General features: G+C 64.3%; 15 protein-coding genes. 8 read left to right on the plus strand and 7 right to left on the minus strand.

The annotated features are described in order from the left end of the window. Positions 1-51 precede the first annotated feature (51 nt). From panB to CEQ44_RS17370, 7 genes are all read left to right on the plus strand, one after another. A complete protein-coding gene (gene panB / locus CEQ44_RS17340; protein ID WP_088182626.1) occupies positions 52-924 on the plus strand; it encodes a 3-methyl-2-oxobutanoate hydroxymethyltransferase in 873 nt (290 codons plus the stop codon). Positions 925-999: 75 nt separating this feature from the next. After that, positions 1,000-1,698, plus strand: a complete 699-nt coding sequence (locus tag CEQ44_RS17345) for a tetratricopeptide repeat protein (protein ID WP_088182627.1) — start codon at positions 1,000-1,002, stop codon at positions 1,696-1,698. A gap of 14 nt (positions 1,699-1,712) precedes the next feature. After that, the gene (locus tag CEQ44_RS17350; RefSeq protein WP_373438195.1) at positions 1,713-3,059 is read left to right on the plus strand and encodes a PQQ-binding-like beta-propeller repeat protein; all 1,347 of its coding nucleotides are present in this window, start codon (positions 1,713-1,715) and stop codon (positions 3,057-3,059) included. Positions 3,060-3,187: 128 nt separating this feature from the next. Beyond that, complete coding sequence (gene der, locus CEQ44_RS17355; RefSeq protein ID WP_088182629.1) at positions 3,188-4,555, plus strand: ribosome biogenesis GTPase Der; 1,368 nt, start codon at positions 3,188-3,190, stop codon at positions 4,553-4,555. A gap of 4 nt (positions 4,556-4,559) precedes the next feature. Continuing rightward, the gene (locus CEQ44_RS17360) at positions 4,560-4,772 is read left to right on the plus strand and encodes a sulfurtransferase TusA family protein (RefSeq protein ID WP_088182630.1); all 213 of its coding nucleotides are present in this window, start codon (positions 4,560-4,562) and stop codon (positions 4,770-4,772) included. A gap of 95 nt (positions 4,773-4,867) precedes the next feature. Beyond that, positions 4,868-5,308: an Hpt domain-containing protein gene (locus CEQ44_RS17365; RefSeq protein ID WP_088182631.1), complete on the plus strand. Its 441-nt coding sequence runs from the start codon at positions 4,868-4,870 to the stop codon at positions 5,306-5,308. Positions 5,309-5,408: 100 nt separating this feature from the next. Beyond that, positions 5,409-6,413, plus strand: coding sequence for an LLM class flavin-dependent oxidoreductase (locus CEQ44_RS17370; RefSeq protein WP_088182652.1), 1,005 nt, complete (start codon positions 5,409-5,411; stop codon positions 6,411-6,413). Here CEQ44_RS17370 and CEQ44_RS17375 read toward each other — a convergent pair. After that, a complete protein-coding gene (locus tag CEQ44_RS17375) occupies positions 6,383-7,546 on the minus strand; it encodes an acyltransferase (protein ID WP_088182632.1) in 1,164 nt (387 codons plus the stop codon). The genes CEQ44_RS17370 and CEQ44_RS17375 overlap by 31 nt on opposite strands. A 187-nt stretch (positions 7,547-7,733) precedes the next feature. On the opposite strand from CEQ44_RS17375, the gene CEQ44_RS17380 reads away from it, so the two are divergent. After that, the gene (locus CEQ44_RS17380) at positions 7,734-9,389 is read left to right on the plus strand and encodes an ATP-binding protein (protein WP_088182633.1); all 1,656 of its coding nucleotides are present in this window, start codon (positions 7,734-7,736) and stop codon (positions 9,387-9,389) included. A gap of 7 nt (positions 9,390-9,396) precedes the next feature. On the opposite strand, the gene CEQ44_RS17385 is transcribed toward CEQ44_RS17380, so the two are convergent. The 6 genes from CEQ44_RS17385 to CEQ44_RS17410 form a co-directional block, all read right to left on the minus strand. Next, the gene (locus tag CEQ44_RS17385) at positions 9,397-10,848 is read right to left on the minus strand and encodes an MATE family efflux transporter (protein WP_088182634.1); all 1,452 of its coding nucleotides are present in this window, start codon (positions 10,846-10,848) and stop codon (positions 9,397-9,399) included. 148 nt (positions 10,849-10,996) lie between these two features. Continuing rightward, complete coding sequence (locus tag CEQ44_RS17390; protein WP_088182635.1) at positions 10,997-13,828, minus strand: valine--tRNA ligase; 2,832 nt, start codon at positions 13,826-13,828, stop codon at positions 10,997-10,999. A 45-nt stretch (positions 13,829-13,873) separates the two neighbouring features. Continuing rightward, positions 13,874-14,560 (minus strand): NnrU family protein, encoded by a 687-nt coding sequence (locus CEQ44_RS17395; protein WP_088182636.1) that lies wholly within the window; start codon positions 14,558-14,560, stop codon positions 13,874-13,876. A 48-nt stretch (positions 14,561-14,608) separates the two neighbouring features. Beyond that, positions 14,609-16,657 carry a S9 family peptidase gene (locus tag CEQ44_RS17400; RefSeq protein WP_088182637.1) on the minus strand — a complete coding sequence of 683 codons (2,049 nt, stop codon included), beginning with the start codon at positions 16,655-16,657 and terminating at the stop codon, positions 14,609-14,611. Positions 16,658-16,773: 116 nt separating this feature from the next. Continuing rightward, a complete protein-coding gene (add, locus tag CEQ44_RS17405) occupies positions 16,774-17,904 on the minus strand; it encodes an adenosine deaminase (RefSeq protein WP_254913765.1) in 1,131 nt (376 codons plus the stop codon). A gap of 104 nt (positions 17,905-18,008) precedes the next feature. Then, on the minus strand, positions 18,009-18,482 hold the full coding sequence (locus tag CEQ44_RS17410; protein WP_088182638.1) for a DUF2497 domain-containing protein: 474 nt from the start codon (positions 18,480-18,482) through the stop codon (positions 18,009-18,011). Positions 18,483-18,505 lie beyond the last annotated feature (23 nt).

Here is an 18,505-nt window from a genome sequence, read left to right on the forward strand (position 1 = left end):
CCGGCCCGTCCGGCATTTGCGCGCCGCGCCGCGCTGCGGTAGAGCGCGCTCATGTCCACGACCTTCACGATCGACACCGCGACCAGCCGCGCCAACCCCACGCCCGCGCCGATGAAGCGCCTCACCGTGCCCGCCATCCAGCGGCGCAAATATGAGGGGAAAACGGCCGAACCGCTGGTCATGCTGACCGCCTATACCGCGCGTCAGGCACAGCTGCTCGACCCGCATTGCGATATGCTGCTGGTCGGCGATTCGCTGGGCCAGGTGATTTACGGCCTGCCCTCTACGCTGGCCGTCACGCTCGACATGATGATCGCCCATGGCGCGGCGGTGGTGCGGGGCAGCTATCACAGCGTCGTGCTGGTCGACATGCCCTTTGGCAGCTATGAATCCTCGCCGCAGCAGGCGTTCGCCAGCGCCAGCCGGGTGATGGCGGAAACCGGTTGCGCTGCCGTCAAGCTGGAGGGCGGCGAGGCGATGGCGGACACCATAGCCTTCCTCAGCCAGCGCGGCATCCCGGTGATGGCGCATATCGGCCTGACGCCCCAAGCCGTGAACGCGCTGGGCGGCTATGGCGCGCGCGGCAAGAGCCAGGAGGAACATGCCAAGATCATGGCCGACGCGCGCGCGGTGGCGCAGGCCGGCGCCTTCGCCATGGTGCTGGAAGGGGTGATGGAGGAACTGGCGGTCGCGATCACCGACAGCGTCGATGTGCCGGTCATCGGCATCGGCGCTTCGGCCCATTGCGACGGTCAGGTGCTGGTGACCGAAGACATGCTAGGCATGTTCGATCGGGTGCCCCGCTTCGTGAAACGCTATGAAAATTTGGCGCAGACCATCGACGGCGCTGCCGCCCGCTACGCTGCCGAGGTGCGGACGCGCAGCTTTCCCACTGACGATCAGGTCTATCGTCCTAAAATTTGATTTGCCTGTTGCCTGAGCGCCGCTATTGATCGCGCCTTGTGCGCTTAGTTTCTGATCTATTTCTCGGAGAATATCGTGGCCCTGACGCCGCAAAATAGCCAAGCCTTTATGCGTGAGGTGGACGACGCCGTCCGCCAGGACCAGCTTCTGGGCTTTTGGCAGCGCTATGGCCGCTGGATTTTGGTCGCCGTCGTGCTGGGCCTGGCCGCTTTTGGCGGCTGGCTCTACTGGCAGCATCACAGCAAGACCCAGTCGGAAGCGGTATCCGAGCAGATGGATAGGGTGCTGACGACGGCGGCCGGCGGCGGCGCGCCCGATGCCAAGCAACTCGACGCGCTGGCCAAGGCTGACCAGCCGGGCTATCGCGCCTCCGCGTTGCTGACGCAGGCCGGCGTCGCATCGCGCAAGGGCGACGCCAAGGGCGCGATCGCGCTTTATGCCGCAATGGCCGCCGACACCAAGCTGGACCAGCCCTATCGCGACCTGGCGTTGATCCGCCAGACCGCGCTGGAGTTTGAGACGCTCAAGCCCCAACAGGTGGTCGACCGATTGAAGCCCCTGGCGATCGAGGGCGCGCCCTGGTTCGGCAGCGCCGGTGAGTTGGTGGCGATCGCCTATATGAAGATGGGCAAGACCGACCTGGCCGGTCCGATCTTCGCCGCGATGGCGAAGGACGCCAATGTGCCGCAGTCGATCCGTTCACGCGCGCGACAGATGGCAGGATTAATGGGGATCGACGCGGTCGAGATCCCGGCCGAACCGAGCGAAGGATGACCGAGCGGATGGGAATGACCAGCATGAAATTCGCGCCGATAGGCCGTGTCGTAACGATGGCCGCCATAGTCGCCCTGCTGGCCGGGTGCGGCGTGATCGGCGGCAAGAAGGGCGGCCCCAAGACGCCGGTCGTGGGCAACCGCACGTCGATCCTGAACAACGAACAGGGTGTCGAAATCGAACCCAGCCTGGCCGATGTGCAGGTCACCCTGCCCGCTCCCTATGTCAACGACAGCTGGTCGCAGCCGGGCGGTGACCCGTCCAAGGCGATGGGGCATGTCTCACTGGGCGGATCGCCCGCGCAGGTGTGGACCGCCTCGATCGAGGGCAGTTCGCCCCAGGCGCGACTGGCCGCTTCGCCGGTCGTGGCAGGCGGCAAGCTGTTCGTGACCGACGCGGGCGCGCATGTCATCGCCTTCGATGCGGCGAGCGGCGCAAAGCTGTGGCAGACCAACCTGCCCTCCGAAGGCAAGGGCAATGGCCGCGTGTTGTTCGGCGGCGGCGTCAGCGTCCTGGGCGACCGGGTGTTCGCCAGCACGGGCTTTGGCGACGTCTTCGCGCTGAATGGCGCCGACGGCGCGATCCTCTGGAAAAAGCATCTGTCCGGCCCGCTGCGCGGCGCGCCGACGCTGGAAAACGGCCATGTCTATGTGATGGGCCAGGATAATCAGGTGTTCGCGCTCAACCAGTCCGACGGCGAAACCCAGTGGACCGATAGCGGCACGTTGCAGGTCACTGGCATTTTCGGCGTCGCGGCCCCCGCCGCTGCGCAGGGCACCGTGATCGCAGGTTATAGCTCAGGCGAAATCAATGCCTATCGGTACGAAAATGGCCGCACCCTGTGGGGCGACGCGCTGTCGCGCACCAGTATATCGACCGCCGTGGCGTCGCTGACCGATATCGACGCTGATCCGGTGATCGACCGCGGCCGCGTCTTCGCGATCGGCCAGGGTGGCCGCATGGCCTCCTACGAACTGACCAGCGGCCAGCGGCTGTGGGAAATCAACATTGCGGGCATCTCCACCCCCGCCGTGGTCGGCGAATGGGTATTCGCCGTCACCAGCGACGCCCGGCTGCTCTGCGTCGCGCGCGCCACCGGCAAAATCCGCTGGGTCAGCCAGCTACGCCGCTGGCAGAAGGAAAAGAAGAAGGACAAGGCGATCCGCTGGACCGGCCCGGTGCTGGCCGGCGGCCGCCTGATCGTGGTATCGACCCGCGGCGAGATGGTCTATGTCGATCCCGCAACCGGATCGGTGCAATCGACGGTGGACATGGATCGCTCCATGTCGCTCTCGCCGATCGTCGCCAACAACATGCTCTATGTGCTGGCTGACGACGGGAAATTGACGGCGTTCCGTTAAGCCGGGAAAATATGCTAGATGTGCTCCCGCGCAGGCGGGGGGCCGGTTCTCCCATCTGGACCGGACCCCGCCTGCGCGGGAGCACGGCGTTTATCGATTTTGAATTTTTAAGAAGGAAACGGGCCTCCATGCTGCCCACCGTAGCCATTGTCGGGCGCCCCAATGTGGGCAAGTCCACCCTCTTCAACCGCCTGGTCGGCAAGAAGCTGGCGCTGGTCGACGACCAGCCCGGCGTCACCCGCGACCGGCGAGAGGGCGAGGCGCATCTGCTGGGCCTCGACTTCACGATCGTCGATACCGCCGGTTATGAGGATGAGGACGCCAATAGCCTGCCCGGCCGGATGCGGATGCAGACCGAAGCGGCGGTGGAAAATTGCGACGTCGCCCTGTTCATGATCGACGCGCGTGCGGGCATCACCCCGCTGGACGAGGAAATCGCCCGTTGGCTGCGCGCCAACGACGCCCCCGTCATATTGGTCGCCAACAAAGCGGAGGGTAAGGCGGCGGACGATGGCGTCATGGAAGCCTTTTCGCTGGGCCTTGGCGAACCGGTCCCCTTTTCCGCGGAACACGGCCAGGGCATGGCCGACCTGTTCCAGGCGCTGCTCCCCCATCTGGAGCGGGAGGGCGACGAGCCGCACGAAAAGGAATTTTACGAGGATGACGAGAGCGCCCCGCTCAAGCTCGCCATCGTCGGCCGTCCCAATGCGGGCAAGTCCACGCTTATCAACCGGTTGCTGGGCGAAAACCGCCTGCTGACCGGGCCGGAAGCGGGGATCACCCGCGACAGCATCGCTGTCGATTGGATGTGGACCAGCCGCGAAGGCGTGGAGCGCCCGGTCCGCCTGATCGATACGGCCGGCATGCGCAAGCGCGCCAAGGTGCAGGAAAAGCTGGAAAAGCTGGCCGTGTCGGACGGCATCAATGCGGTGAACTTCGCCGAAGTCGTCGTGCTGATGATCGATTCGACGCGCGGCCTGGAGGCGCAGGATCTGCGCATCGCCGATCGGGTGCTGGAGGAAGGCCGCGCCCTCGTCGTCGCGCTCAACAAATGGGATACGGTCGAACATGGTTCGGCGCTGTATCAGGGCATCAAGAAGGCGCTGGACGAAGGGCTGGCGCAGGTGCGCGGCGTGCCGATCATGACTATTTCCGGGTCCACCGGAAAGGGACTGGACGACCTGATCCATGTCGCCTTCGAAACCCGCACCGCCTGGTCGCAGCGCGTGTCCACCGGCATCCTCAACCGCTGGTTCGAAACCGCGCTGGAGGCCAATCCGCCGCCCGCCCCCGGCGGCAAGCGGATCAAGCTGCGCTACATCACCCAGAACAAGACCCGCCCGCCGACATTCGTGCTGTTCGGCACGCGGCTCGATGACCTGCCCGAAAGCTATCGCCGCTATCTGGTGAACGGCATTCGCCGCGAACTGGGGTTCGGCGCGGTGCCGGTGCGCCTGACGCTGCGCAGCCAGAAAAACCCGTTCGCGACCAAATAACGCGATGGCGGCCGATCCCGTTGCGGTTAACGCCAGGGGCATGAAATGTCCCTGGCCCGCGCTGCGCGCCGCCCGTGCCCTGCGCGACGCGGACGCCATCGTCATAGAGGCCGACGACCCGATCGCCGCGAGTGAATTGGCGGCGCTCGCCCAGCAGCAGGGCTGGACCTTTGCGGCATTTGGCAACCATCGTTTCGCCCTGTCGCGCACCCGCTGAATATCCTCCAGATCGGCTGGCTTTCCGCCACGCTTTAACCTGCTGTTTACGCGCCCCGTCTATTTTCGCTTCGTTAGAGTGAAGGAGCGGCGTGGGTGTCCTATCAAGATACCGAACTGGTCAGTTGGAGCGAATTTACGCGGACCCGCGCTGAGCTGGGCACCGCCTTTCTGCGTATCCTGGGCTATTTCCGGGAAGATGGCGCCAAATCCATCGGCGCCGTCGAAGAGGCTTTCCGCGCCCGCAACGCCGCCGCGCTGGTCACGCCCGCCCATACGCTCAAGGGCGAATCGGCCCAGTTCGGCGCCTATCGCCTGAGTGCCATGGCCGAGGAAATCGAAATGGTCGCCCGCCGCTGCGTGGAAACGCATGAAGGCCCGGATGAACTGATCGAGGTCGTAGTCGCGTTGCGCCCTTGCTTCACCGAGACGATGGCGCTGCTGGATCGCGACGCGAACCCGCTGGTCGCCCGCCGACCCGCCACCTTCGGCCGTCGCGCCGACGTGCCTGCACAGGGATTTGGCCGGGCGGTCTGACGCGTTGGGCCAGTATTTTTTAGGCCATTGCCAACAAACGGCCGGCGCGATGCGATCATAGGTCTTGAAGTAAAACCGATCATGCCCCCATATGAAGGGCATGACCCGTTTTTCCCTGCTCGATCTCGTCCCCGTCCGTGAAGGCGATACCGTCGCCACAGCGCTCGCCAATGCGGCGGACCTTGCCGCTCATGCGGAGGCGTTGGGCTATCACCGATTCTGGGTCGCCGAACATCATGGCATGGCGGGCATCGCATCGGCCGCAACCGCGGTCGTGCTGGCGCATATCGGCCATGCGACATCGACCATCCGCATCGGCGCGGGTGGCATCATGCTGCCCAATCATGCGCCGCTGGTGATCGCCGAACAGTTCGGCACGCTCGACGCCCTTTTCCCAGGCCGGGTCGACCTGGGCCTGGGCCGTGCGCCGGGTTCCGATCAGCGGGTCGCGCAGGCGATTCGCCGCAACCTGTCTGGCGGACCGGATCAGTTCCCGCGCGACGTGATGGAATTACAGGCCTATTTCGCCCAGGACGAGCGGCTCAGCATCCAGGCGACGCCGGGCGCTGGCGCAGATGTGCCGCTCTGGATATTGGGGTCCAGCCTCTACGGCGCGCAGCTCGCCGCTGCATTGGGCCTGCCCTACGCCTTCGCGTCCCATTTCGCGCCCGCCGCGCTGGATGAGGCGATCGAAATCTACCGCCGCGACTTCCGCCCGTCGGCGCAGCTCCCATATCCTTATGTGATGGCCGGCTATAATGTCTTTGCCGCTGACACGGCGGAGGAAGCCCATCTGCTCGCCAGTTCGATGCAGCAGTCCTTCGTGCGGCTGCGCACCGGCCAGCCGGGCAAGCTGCAACCGCCGGTGCCGGGCTATTTTGAGGCGCTGCCCGCGCAGGCGCAGGCAATGCTGTCCGATGTGCTGAGCGTCTCCAGCATCGGCACGCAGGCGGATGTCGAGCGCGACATCGCCGCCTTCCTGCGCCGCACCCAGGCCGACGAACTGATTCTGACCGGCCAGATTTTCGATCCCGCCGCACGCAAGCACAGCTTCGCCATCGCCATGGCCGCCGCTCAGACGGTCACGACGCGCGAGATCGCCTGAGGCTCCGGCCGCTTCAACCGCCCGCCGCTGAGCAGCGCCGCCGCTCCGGGGGCGACGCGGCGCAATGCCGCGCCGATCGCCACCACCGCGCCCAGCACCATCAACGGCTGCGCGATCAGGTAGAAGGGATAGAAGGGCGTGCCCATCTTCCCGAAAAGCCCGCCCAGCACCGGCCCCAGCAGCCAGATCAGGATCAGGTGGGCGCTGAACAGCAGAAACATATAAGGCTCTGTCCGCAGCAGCATCGGCCGCGCCGGGCTGTCCGCCAGCGCCCAGGCCAGACGCCAGAAAGCGACCGCTGCCGCCACGCGCAGCGTCAGGTCCAGCGCCCGCGGACCCACCGGCCAGGCGTCGTCGCCGACCGTGACGGCCTGATAGAGTTGCGCGGCCATCAACAACGCGAAGGGAGCCGCCATCAACAGCATCGGCTTGCCCGCCACGCGTTCGGCCCAACCGCCGCGCTGCGCCAGGATGCCCAGCGTGAAGAAGACCAGGATCGACGCCCGCATCAGCAGCGGCGGGCCGAATCCCGCGATATGGCAACCCGCCGCCACAACCGCGATCACCACCAGCGACCAGTTTGGCATGCGCACCAGCAGCGGCGCGGCGACCATGCAAAGAAACAGGTCGCGTAGGAACGGCATCTGCACGTTGATGTCGGGGTTGCGGGTCAGGATCAGTATCTCGTCCACCAGCCACCAGCCCGATTGCGGCATCGGCGCCGACAGCCCAAGCCGCCAGGCGGCGCCCGACACCAGAATGATCGCGATGATGTTCCACATGACCATGGGCAGCAGGATGGTCCGCGCCTTGCGTCGCACATGGCGTCCCCAGTCACGCGTAGTCTGCGACTGTGCGACCAGCCAGCCGGAAATCAGGCCCAGCAGCGGCACGGCGCTGCGACCGAACAATTCCATCAGCAACCAGCGCAGATTATCCTGCCCACTGCCGCGCAACGCCTTGAGCGCTTCCCCGTTCAACCCGGTCCAGGCGTGTACATAGACCACGCCCAATATGCATATGACGCGGGCGATCGCGATCGCGGCTGAGCGACGTACTCCATCGGGCTGGGGAATATTGAACACGCGGCCATCCTGATTGTTGCCTATTCCCAATGCCCGAACTTGACCCATGTTCCTGTCAGTGAAACGACTGGTCCAGATCGGACCCCGGCTCAGCGTCTCTTAACCTTCCCGCTTCACCCTGATGCGGGGCTTTGCCGACATGCGGGGGCAAGAGGCTAAGCCAATCTTTACCTCTTTTGCCTAGAAGCATCCTGTTCACCGGAAGCCGTTCCGGTCCAAGGGACGACAAAGGCTCATGACCCATATGCCGGGCGCACATCATTTTTCTGCTGCATCAGCGCCTGTGCATCTGACGTCCGTCCAATCGATGGGCATGGTGTTCCAGATCGCCGGGTCCAGCTCCAAAGTGCTGATAGACGCTCAGCGCCTGGCGATATTGGGACAGGATGAAGACCCCTGCACCGCCATGGCGGGCCAGGTCGGCAGCCAGGTCAAGATGCGCGTCGGCAACAGCTGGCTGGTCGCCAGCGTCCGCGCGATGACATTGGACCAGGCGAGCAAGGGCATCGTGGCCGACATCGATTTCCTGGGCGAAGGCGATGAGGAAAAGCTGACCGGCCGCATCTACCGCTTCCGCCGCGGCGTCACCCGCTATCCAACGCCCGGCACCGATATATTCCCGGTGTCGGGGCACGACATGCAGCAGATCTACGCAGCGGATGACCGCGCGAATGTGGAGATCGGCACCGTCTATCCCACCACAGACACGCGCGCCGCGCTCTATGTCGATTCGATGCTGGGCAAGCATTTCGCGCTGCTCGGCTCCACCGGCACCGGCAAGTCGACCAGCGCCGCCCTGATCCTGCACCGCATCTGCGACCTGTCGCCGCAGGGCCATATCGTCATGATCGACCCCCATGGCGAATATGGCGCGGCCTTCGCCACCAATGGCGCGGTGTTCGACGTCACCAATCTGGCCCTGCCCTATTGGCTGATGAATTTCGAGGAGCATTGCGAGGTCTTCGTCACCTCCTCCGGCTCCGAACGCACGGTCGATTGCGATATCCTGGCCAAATGCCTGCTCGCCGCGCGGATGAAGAACCGCCTGGCCGAAAGCATCGGCCGGCTGACAGTCGATTCGCCGATCCCCTATCTTCTGTCCGACCTCACCACCATCCTCCAGAATGAGATGGGCAAGCTCGACAAGGGCACCAATTCGCTGCCCTATATGCGCCTGAAAACCAAAATCGACGAGATCAAGGCCGACCCGCGCTACAGCTTCATGTTTTCCGGCATGCTGGTCGCCGACACGATGCAGGCCTTTCTCGCCAAGATTTTCCGCCTGCCCTCCGACGGCAAGCCGATCTCGATCATCGACGTGTCGGCCATGCCATCAGAGATCACCTCGACCGTCGTGTCGGTGCTGTCGCGTTTGGTGTTCGACTATGCGATCTGGGCGCGCGACGAACCGCAGCGGCCCATCCTGCTGGTCTGCGAAGAAGCGCATCGCTACATCCCCAACACGACCACCGGCAACGGTCAGGCGGTGCGCAAGATATTGGAGCGGATCGCCAAGGAAGGCCGTAAATACGGAATTTCGCTGGGCCTCATCACCCAGCGGCCGTCCGATCTGGCCGAAGGCGTGCTGTCGCAATGCGGCACCATCATTGCGATGCGCCTCAACAACGATCGCGACCAGGCCTTTGTGAAAGCCGCCATGCCCGAAGGCGCGCGCGGCTTCCTCGATTCGATCCCCGCCCTGCGCAATCGCGAAGCGATCATCTGCGGCGAAGGCGTCGCCGTGCCGATCCGCGTCGCGCTCGACAATCTGGAGGAGCATCGCCGCCCCGCATCGGGCGACCCCAGCTTCACCGAACTGTGGCGTCAATCCGGCAGCGAAGCCGACATATTAGATCGCACCATCACCCGCTGGCGCAACCAGGGGCGCTAAGGCTGCTTCAGCCTGCCGGTACGATCCGGCCCGCCGGTTCGGCGTCGCTATTAGCCGTTTCGCGACATTGTTCCTCATGCACCGGGACCAGCAGCCGCGTCTTGCGCCATCCGCCGCGCGCATAGACGATCCACGCCAGCAACAGCGCTACCGCCGATCCGGCCGGGAAGCTGAGCCAGAGCGCATCGGCACCCAATTTGGGATAGCCCAGTTCGTAAAAGCCCAACCGCACGCCGAACAGGGTGACGATCAGGATCACCAGCGGCGCGACCACCACGCCATTGGCGCGCATCACCCCGAACAGGATCATGGTGACGCCGAATATCATGAAGCTCCAGCTGGCCAGCAACTGCATGTTCCACGCCGCGTCGATCGCCGCCTGATTGCTACCCAGGAACAAGGACAGCAGCGACGCGTGGAACAACAGGATGATGACGATCATCGTGCCGGTAATGGCCAGCAGATAGCCGATGCCATAGCCCGCGATACGACTGATCCGGTCCCAACGCCCCGCCCCGACATTTTGCGCCGCCATGGCGCTGACCGCCGCGCCCATCGCCATCGCCGGCATCTGCAGATAGGTCCATATCTGCTGCGCTGCGCCATAGGCGGCCGTCACCAGCAGGCCTTCGCGATTGACCAGGCCGATCATCACCAGCCCGGACGCGGACATGACGATCATCTGCAAGCCCATCGGCAGCCCCTTGGCCAGCAGCACGCGCAACTGGTCGGCGGCCGGCCAGAGATAGCGCAATTCCGCGCCGCGCAGCCGCAACGGCAGATCCTTGGCATAGATGAACCCAACGACCCCGATCAGGCTGACGATCCCGGCCGCCGCCGTCGCCGCCGCCGATCCGGCGATGCCATAGGCCGGGATCGGCCCCAGCCCCAGGATCAGCACCGGATTGAGGATCAGGTCCACAGCCACGCTGACGATCATGAAGATCAGCGGCGTGCGCGCGTCCCCCGCGCCGCGCAGCCCCATCATGATCATGACGACCAGCAGCGTCGCGGGCATGGCGAAGAAAATGACGCGCAGATAGATGAGCGCCATGTCGAACGCTTCGACCGGCGTCGCCAGTAGCCGCAACAGCGCCGGCGCGCCGATCCAGCCGCCGATCGCGACGGCCAGCCCCAGCATCGAACAGAAACCGACCGCCGATCCAAAGGCGCGCCGCGCCGCATCCACGTCGCGCGCGCCGACCGATTGCGCGATGACCACGGTCGACGCCATGCCGAAACCAAACACGACCGAGAACATCAGGAACATGATGATATTGGCGTTCGCCGTCGCCGCCAGCGCCTGCGCGCCCAGGAAGCGCCCGACCCAGATCGCGTTGATCGATCCGTTCAAGGACTGGAGGATATTGGACGCCAGCGTGGGAATGGCGAACAGCAGCAGGGTCGATCCGATCGGCCCTTGCGTCAGGTCTTTTGCACCCGGTCTGCTCGCTGCCATTGGCCTGCCTCTTCCCCTGTGTCAGGCTTGTGGGCGAATAGCCCCCTGCCCCGTTCGCCCTGAGCCTGTCGAAGGACCGACCTTCTTCAACAAGAAGAAGGCTTCGACAAGCTCAGCCCGAACGGATTTTTGTTTATTTCCGAAAAATCTATCCCAACCGGTCCAATGCCGCCTTCAACCGTTCCGCCTCGGCGCTCTTCTCGGCATGATCCTCACGCGCCTTGGCGACCGCTTCGGGCTTGGCCTTCTCGACGAAGCTGGGGTTGGACAGGCGACCGCCCAGACCATCCCGCTCCTTCTCCGCCGCCGCCAGCGCCTTGGCCAGGCGCGTCTTTTCCGCCGCGATGTCGATCACGCCTTCCAAAGGCAGGATGAAGGTCGCCTCATCCACCACGATCTGGGCCGCGCCGCCCGCTGGCGGTTCGCCGAAGGTCAGGCTTTCGACCCGGCCGAGCCGCGCCAGCGCGACCCCCTGCCGGTCGAGCCGACGATGCGTTTCTTCGGATGCATCGCGCACGATGACGGGCAGCTTTGCGCCCGGCGGCACGTTGAGTTCGGTCCGCGCCGTCCGCATCGCGCTGACCAGCCGGATCAGCCAGTCGATCTCCGCCTGCGCCTCGCCATCGACCGCCGCCAGCGCCTGCGGCCATTGCGCGACGATCAGGGCGTTCGCACGCTCGCCGGTCAGATGCCATAACTCTTCGGTTATGAACGGCATGAAGGGGTGCAGCATCACCAATATCTGGTCGAACGCCCAGCCCGCGACGGCGCGCGTCTCATCGTCCATCGCGCCCTTGGTCAGTTCGATATACCAGTCGCAAAACTGGTCCCAGACGAAATGATAGATGGCGTTCGCCGCCGCGTCGAAGCGCAGGTCGGCCAGCGCCATGTCGATCGCCTGCACGGTCGCCACCGTCTCGGCAATGATCCAGCGGTTGACCGGCAGCGCGGCGGCGGGCGCCTCATGGCTGGTCGAGGCAGTGACGCCATTGGCCTGGAGGAAGCGCGCCGCGTTCCACAGCTTGGTCGCGAAGTTGCGATAGCCCTCGACCCGCTTCTCATCCATCTTCACGTCACGGCCCTGGCTCTCCATCGCCGCCATGAAGAAGCGCAGCGCGTCGGCGCCGAACCTGTCGATCAGGCCCAGCGGATCGACCACATTGCCCTTGGACTTGGACATTTTCTGCCCATCCGCCGCGCGGACGAGGCCGTGGAGATAGAGCTTCTTCCACGGCACATCGCCCATGAACTCCATGCCCTGCATCGCCATGCGGGCGTCCCAGAAGAACAGGATGTCAAAGCCGCTGATAAGCAGGTCGTTGGGATAATGGCGCGACAGCTTCTCGCTCTGCTCTGGCCAGCCCAGCGTCCCGAACGGCCAGAGGGCGGAGGAGAACCAGGTGTCTAAGACGTCTGTTTCTTGCCAAAGGTAGATATAGTCAGGATCAGCACCATTGGAAACCAATTCGCGGATGCGCGCCGGCGAATCCATAAAGGCAATAGGCCGTCCCACATCCTTATAGCGAGCGAGGGCATCCAATTCTGCATCATATTGGCTCTCGGCAACGAAAACTTCAGTGTCCGAAAGATCGGTATCATAGACCAGTTCATTGCCTACAATTTTTGGCCCAAACCAAGCCGGAATCCGATGCCCCCACCACAATTGGCGGCTCACGCACCAGGGCTGGATATTCTCCATCCAGTTGAAGAAGGTCTTTTCCCATGTCTTGGGCACGATCTCGATCGCGCCGTCGCGGACCGCCTGCATCGGCGCGACCGCCAACTTCTCCGCGTCGACATACCATTGGTCAGTCAGCCAGGGTTCGATCACCACATTGGACCGGTCGCCGAACGGCGTCTGGATCGTGCGCGGCTCGTAATCGGCCTCGACCGGCTCGCCGTCCTTGTCCTTGGTGATGTGCGGGACCAGCAGTCCCAACGCCTTCATCTCCGCAACCACCGCCTCGCGCGCACCGTCCACGCCATCGCGCCTGAAGCGGTGCAGCCCCAGGAAGCGGTCGGGGATCAGGCCATCGGCGGTCTGGACGACATTGGCGTCGGCATCGAACATGTTGAGCATGTCGCCGGCCTTGAAGCCCGCGCGCTTGCCCACGTCGAAATCGTTGAAATCATGCCCCGGCGTGATCTTGACCGCGCCCGATCCCAGTGCCGGGTCGGCATGTTCGTCGGGCACGATCTTGAACCGCCGCCCGGTGATCGGCTGGAGAATATCCTTGCCGATGACCGCCTTGTAGCGCTCGTCATCGGGATGCACCGCGACCGCCATGTCGGCCAGCATCGTTTCCGGGCGCGTCGTCGCGACGACGATATGGTCGCTGCCATCGGCCAGGGTCACACCGTCCGCCAGCGGATAGCGGAAGCGCCAGAAGCCGCCCTTCGTCTCGACCGTCTCGACCTCCAGGTCCGAAATGGCAGAGCGGAAATGCGGGTCCCAGTTGACCAGCCGCTTGTCGCGATACAGCAGGCCGCGCTTGTGCAGTTCCACGAACACCTTGACCACGGCCTTGGAAAAGCCCTCGTCCATGGTGAAGCGTTCGTTCGCCCAGTCCATCGAACAGCCCAGCCGCCGCAGCTGGCCAGTGATGGTCCCGCCGCTTTCCGCCTTCCATTCCCACACCTTCGCGACAAATTCCTCGCGGGTGAAGTCGGTGCGCTTCTGCTGCTTGGCATTGAGTTGCCGCTCGACCACCATCTGCGTCGCGATGCCCGCATGGTCGGTGCCGACCACCCACAAGGCGTCCTTGCCGCGCAGCCGTTCGTACCGAATCACGATGTCCTGCAACGTATTGTCCAGCGCATGGCCGATATGCAGGCTGCCGGTCACGTTGGGCGGCGGATTGACGATCGTGAAGGGCACCGCGCCCGGCCGCTCCGGGCGGAACAGGCCGTTGCTCTCCCAATGCGCGTACCAGCGGGATTCGATATCGGCGGGGTCGAAGGTTTTCGGCAATTCGGTCATGAAAGCGCCCTTAAAGGGCCTTTCCGCTCCATTCCAGCGAAACTATCATCCGATCCAGCGCCAGATGCCTGCATCCCACCCGGCGAGCGGCATATGCGCCCAGGTGGCGGCCAGCCAGACGACCAGTCCGCCCGCCAGCGTATGCATCCCGAACCGGCCGAACCGCGCGCGACCGGCGGCAATCGCGGCGAAGGGCCAGTAACTGGTCCGCGCCTCCCATTGCCGCCACATAGCGGGCGTAAGCGCCGCCTTCTTGCGGTCCTGCAACGCCGCGCCGACCAGCGCCAGGATCAAGATCGCCAGCGCGACGGTGATATTCTTGGCCACCGGATAGACGAGGATATGGCTGAGGCTCCAGAGCGCGAACGACCACATCATCGGATGCCGGGTGATGGCGAACACGCCCTTCGCCTCGGCTGGCGCGCGCATGTGCCCATCGGGGTCGGGCATGGCGGGATTGCCGATCAACGACCCCATCAGCAGCATCGCCGCCAACAGCATGATAGCACTCGCCATCGCCCATAACCCATCGCCGACCGGCCATATCATAGTCGTTACGGATTCGGAACGATAGGCCGTGATGAGCCAGCCCAAGGTAGCAAAGGCGACCAGCGAATAGAGGCCCAGAAACGCCTTCTCCCCCACCCGCGCCACGATTGGCCCGCGCAGCGGATGAGACAGAAGGAAATGCGTGCCCACAAAGGCCACCGCCGCGATCAGCACCATCGACATGTCGTTCTCCCAAACCGCCTGATGCCAACATTACCACGATTGAGCTGTCTATCTTGCTGTCCATTTGTCCAGCCAGCCCAGCGCCTCATCATACCATTGCAGCGAGTTTTTCGGCTTCAACACCCAGTGATTCTCATCCGGGAACACCAGCAGCCTGGATTGGATGCCTCGCCGCTGGAGCGCGGTGAAGGCGGCCAGCCCCTGCGTGTAAGGAATGCGGAAATCCTTTTCGCCCGTCACCACCAGCATCGGCGTCTTCCACGCGGCGACATGGTTGACCGGGTTCCACTTCTCGAACTCTTCCGGCTTCTCATAATAGGGGCCTCCATGCTCCCATTCGTCGAACCACAATTCCTCGGTCTCATAGGCCATGGCGCGCGCGTCGAACACGCCGTCATGCTGGACGATGCATTTGAACCCGTCAGCCCACTGCCCCTCGATCCAGTTCATCATATAGCCACCATAGCTGGCCCCCAGTGCGCAGGCATTGCCGGCATCGACTTGGCCGTCCTTGGCCGCCGCGGCGGCGAGGCCCAGCTTCAGGTCTTCCAGCGGCTTGCCGCCCCAATCCTTGTTGATGGCGTCGGTGAAGGCCTGCCCGTATCCGGTCGAGCCGTGGAAATCCACGATCACCGCCGCATAGCCATGGGCCGCGAACGCCTTGGGATTCCAGCGATAGGACCATGAATCATTGAAGCTGCCCTGCGGCCCGCCATGGACCAGGAAGGCGACGGGTAGCTTGTTCACCGTGCCGCTGGCGGACGGATTAAGCGGCTTGACGATCTGGCCCCAGACGATGTCGCCATTGGCGCCCTTGAAGCTGAAGCGCTCGACCGACACGTCATCGACGCCCGCCAGCTTGCTCGCATTGACGCTGGTCAGGCGCACCGGCTTCCCCTTTGCCGGCATCTTCCAGAAATCGGCGGGCGACTGGATGCTGTCCATCGCATAGACGAAACCGCCCTTGGGCAACGGCACCACGCTGCCCGCATGGCCTTTCTGCGTGAGGCGCGCCACCCTACCCGACGCCGCATCGACCCGGAACACCGGGTTATCCAGCACATCATTGGCGGTGACCAGCAGCCCCTTGCCATTCGCCTCCCAGGCGATCGATGCGACGGACCGGTCCCAGCCTTCCGTCAGCGCCTTCGTCGCGCCGGTCGCGATATTGCGCAGCATCAACACCTGCCGGTCGGCTTCATAGCCCGGCCGCTGCATCGCGACATAGGCCAACCATTTCCCGTCCGGCGACACGGTGGGCAGTGTATCGGTCGCGTCATTGGCGTCGGTCAGGTTGATCGGCGCGGCGCTGCCGTCGGCGGGCACCGCGAATATGTCCAGATTAGTCGATAGTGGCTCGATACGCCCCGCCTCGCGCAGCGCGAAGAACAGCGTCTTGCCGTCCTTGCTCCAGGCGATTTCCTCTGCCCCACCAAAGGGCTTGGACGGACTGTCGCCGACCAGACCGCCCATCACCGACACGGCCGGCCCTCCAGCGACCGGCATCACGAAAATCTGCGACCGCTGGCCGTCGGACCATGTATCCCAATGGCGCACGAACAACTGGTCATAGACGCGGCCCGACCCGGCTTCCTTGGGCGCATCAGGCTTTACGTTATCAATCGTCCTCGCACCCACCGGCCGATCGGCCCAGAGCGCCACCTGACTGCCGTCGGGGCTGAGCAGGAAACCCGAAATGCCGCCCGGCGCCTTGCTGATCTGCACAGGATCGCCACTACTCGGCGCCACGCGCCACAGCTGGTCGTCGCCGCTGGCATTCGACTGATAGTAGAGCGCCGACCCGTCCGGCGAAAAGACCGGCGACGCTTCATTCTGATCGGGCTTGGACGCGATCAGCTTGGGCATCTGTCCGGCCTTGCTGATGTCGAGCAGATAGAGGTCGATCCGCCCCTTGTTCGCGGCCAGATCAGTGCTGCGCAACTGATAGGCCAACCATTTCCCATCCGGCGACACGGCGGGCGCGGCTATACGGTCCAGTGAAACCATATCGGCGGGGGTGAAGGGCCGGGCGAAGGCCGACATGGGGCATGTGGCCAGCGCAGTAGCGGCCAGCGCAGCGGTGAGGATTTTCTTCATGGGACAGGCTTTCCAGATCGATCGCCCGGCCCCGGCACCGGGACAGGGCGATACGGATGATGCCCGTGACCTAAACCTGCGCGGCGATGCCGACAAGGGCGCGCGTTCCGGCGGGATCAGGCCACGACACCCTCCGCCTTGGCGAAGCCATCCAGCTTGGCGTGGCAGGCGGCGCGCAGCCCCTCGTCCATCCAGCCCGCGTTGAAGGCGTTGCGCTGCAACCGCACCAGTTCCGCCTTGGTCAGCGCGCTGTGCGCCTGCGCCTTGAGCAGCACCTCATTGAGATATTCGCTCCCCATATAGGCCGGATCGTCCGAATTGATGGTGAGGTTGAGACCTGCGTCGATCATCCCGCGCACGACATCGACCGGCGGCGCGTCGCCCCGCACGGTGCCGGAAAAGGTCGGACAGACGGTGAAATAGAGGTTCCTCGCCTTGGCCGCCGCGATCAGCTCCCGCGACTCCAATATATTGCCGCCATGGTCGATCCGGTCGACGCGCAGGTCGATAATCGCCTGGCGCAGATGCTCTATAATATCCTTCTGATTGAGGTCGCAATGCGCCGTGACCTTCAGCCCCGCGGCGCGCGCCTTGGCGAAATGGGCGGCGAACTTGGCCGGCGGATGGTCCTTCTCGTCGGAATCCAGCCCGACGGCGACCAGTTGATCGCGAAACGGCAGCGCAGCGTCCAGCGCCGCCATCGCCGATTCCGCCGACAGGTCACGCACGAAACAGAGGATGAGTTGCGACCCGATCCTCAATGTCGCAGCGGCCGCCGCGCGCGCCTGGGTGATGCCGCCGATCACCGCCGCCATCGGTACGCCGCGCTTCAAATGCTCCTGCGGGTCGAAGAAGATTTCGGCGTAGAGGATGTTCTGCGACGCCGCCTTGGCCAGATAGGCATAGGCCAAGTCGTAAAAATCCTGCTGCGTCCGCAATACTTTCATGCCGTCATAATAGATGGCCAGGAAGCTGGGCAGGTCATGATAGTGATAGCTGGCCTTCATCGCGGCGACATCGGCGAAGGGCAGGTCCAGCCCGTTGCGCTGCGCCAGCGCGAACTTCATCTCCGCTTCCAGCGTGCCTTCCAGATGGACATGATATTCCGCCTTGGGCATCGCGGCGATGAAGCGGGCCATGTCGGCCGAAGCGCCCTCATTTGATGCCGCCCAAGCCGTCGCCGAGTTGATCCAGGCGGCCAAAGGTGCGCCCAACAGGCCATGAACTACCGCGCGCCTGCCCACCATTGACCATTGCCCCTTGAAACCCGGCCTTCTATCCGGGGATCACGGTGCGCCTGTCCATCATGGAATATGGGACAGCCCGTCGCAAAAAAGGGAGCGGGCCTGGTTTAGCGGCCAGTGATGCGCGCGATTTCCTTGGCGACCATCTCTTCGACCAAAGCCGGCAGCCGCTGGTCCAGCCAGTCCTTGAGCATCGGCTTGAGCATCGAGCGGACCAGGCCGTCCAGCGTATTGTCCTGCCCGTCCTTGGGCGCGACCAGCATGGCGGACAAAGCGGACAGAGAGTGGCGGGCAGCGACCTCGCTTTCGACCGATAGGATCGATTCGTCGCCGGGCACGCTCGCACTCACAGGGGCAGCAGCTTTGGGAGCAGGCACGGCAATCTCCTCCGCGATCTCGTCGGTCAGTTCCAGCACTTCTTCGACCGCAATAGGCACGGGCGCTGGCGCAGCGGCCGCCTTGGCCTCGCCACGCGTGCGACGGGGGGCGGCCTGCACCGCGTCCTCGCCTTCTTCGGCGATAATCCGCTTGATGGACGAGAGTATCTCTTCCATCGAGGGTTCCTTGGTCATGTCACCCATGGATAGTCCCTGTCCAAAATCCA

The organism is Sphingobium sp. Z007 (assembly GCF_900013425.1).
Classification (GTDB): Bacteria; Pseudomonadota; Alphaproteobacteria; order Sphingomonadales; family Sphingomonadaceae; genus Sphingobium.